At 50.3% G+C, this 1,771-nt stretch carries 1 rRNA gene; it reads right to left on the bottom strand.

The window, feature by feature from the left end:
• A 23S ribosomal RNA gene (locus C2M36_RS00010) occupies window positions 1–1,691 on the bottom strand; the annotation flags it as partial.
• Window positions 1,692–1,771: the final 80 nt, after the last annotated feature.

Here is a 1,771-nt window from a genome sequence, read left to right as displayed (position 1 = left end):
GAGCGTACCTTCTCCCGAAGTTACGGTACTATTTTGCCTAGTTCCTTCACCCGAGTTCTCTCAAGCGCCTTAGTATTCTCTACCTGACCACCTGTGTCGGTTTGGGGTACGATTCGGTATAAACTGAAGCTTAGAGGCTTTTCCTGGAAGTATGGCACCAACAGCTTCCACTCCGTAGAGTGTCGTCTCGTATCTCAGCCTTGAAGAATCCCGGATTTTCCTAAGATTCAAGCCTACATACTTTCACACGGACAACCAACGCCGTGCCTGCCTAGCCTTCTCCGTCCCCCCATCGCATTTATACCAAGTACGGGAATATTAACCCGTTTCCCATCGACTACGCCTTTCGGCCTCGCCTTAGGGGTCGACTCACCCTACCCTGATTAACATGGGATAGGAACCCTTGGTCTTCCGGCGTGCGGGTTTTTCACCCGCATTATCGTTACTCATGTCAGCATTCGCACTTGTGATATGTCCAGCATGCCTCCCGGCACACCTTCAGCCACTTACACAACGCTCCCCTACCCCGCGAACTAAGTTCGCAGCCGCAGCTTCGGTGGTATGTTTAGCCCCGTTACATCTTCCGCGCAGGCCGACTCGACTAGTGAGCTATTACGCTTTCTTTAAAGGGTGGCTGCTTCTAAGCCAACCTCCTAGCTGTTTTAGCCTTCCCACATCGTTTCCCACTTAACATACACTTTGGGACCTTAGCTGGCGGTCTGGGTTGTTTCCCTCTCCACGACGGACGTTAGCACCCGCCGTGTGTCTCCCGGATAGTACTCATTGGTATTCGGAGTTTGCATGGGGTTGGTAAGTCGGGATGACCCCCAGCCCAAACCAGTGCTCTACCCCCAATGGTATTCGTCCGAGGCTCTACCTAAATAGATTTCGGGGAGAACCAGCTATCTCCCGGTTTGATTAGCCTTTCACTCCTAGCCACAGGTCATCCCCTAACTTTTCAACGTTAGTGGGTTCGGTCCTCCAGTTGATGTTACTCAACCTTCAACCTGCCCATGGCTAGATCACCGGGTTTCGGGTCTATACCTTGCAACTCAACGCGCAGTTAACGCTCGCTTTCACTACGGCTACCCTAATCGGTTAACCTCGCTACAAAATATAAGTCGCTGACCCATTATACAAAAGGTACGCAGTCACCCTCGAAGGGCTCCTACTGCTTGTACGTACACGGTTTCAGGTTCTATTTCACTCCCCTCACAGGGGTTCTTTTCGCCTTTCCCTCACGGTACTGGTTCACTATCGGTCAGTTGGGAGTATTTAGCCTTGGAGGATGGTCCCCCCATATTCAGTCAAAGTTTCACGTGCTCCGACCTACTCGATTTCACTTATAAGACATTGTCGTGTACGGGACTATCACCCTGTATCGTGCCACTTTCCAGAGGCTTCCACTAACATCAAATAAGCTTAAGGGCTGCTCCGATTTCGCTCGCCGCTACTTTCGGAATCTCGGTTGATTTCTTTTCCTACGGGTACTTAGATGTTTCAGTTCTCCGCGTTCGCCTCTTACACCTATGTATTCAGTGCAAGATACCTGCAAGCAGGTGGGTTTCCCCATTCGGAAATCCTGGCCTCAAGCGCTTTTTACTAGCTTGACCAGGCTTATCGCAAGTTAATACGTCCTTCATCGCCTCCAACTGCCAAGGCATCCACCGTGTACGCTTAGTCACTTAACCATACAACCCAAAAGGGTGTGTATTTCAAGGACTGTTTAACTTCGCCAGAAGTTAGAATACTAAAGTAGACGCACAATCAA

The sequence above is a fragment of the Pseudoalteromonas sp. T1lg75 genome (assembly GCF_002964705.1).
Taxonomy (GTDB): domain Bacteria; phylum Pseudomonadota; class Gammaproteobacteria; order Enterobacterales; family Alteromonadaceae; genus Pseudoalteromonas.
Note: the sequence above shows the minus strand (reverse complement) of the source record. Positions and strands in the feature narration are given on the sequence as shown.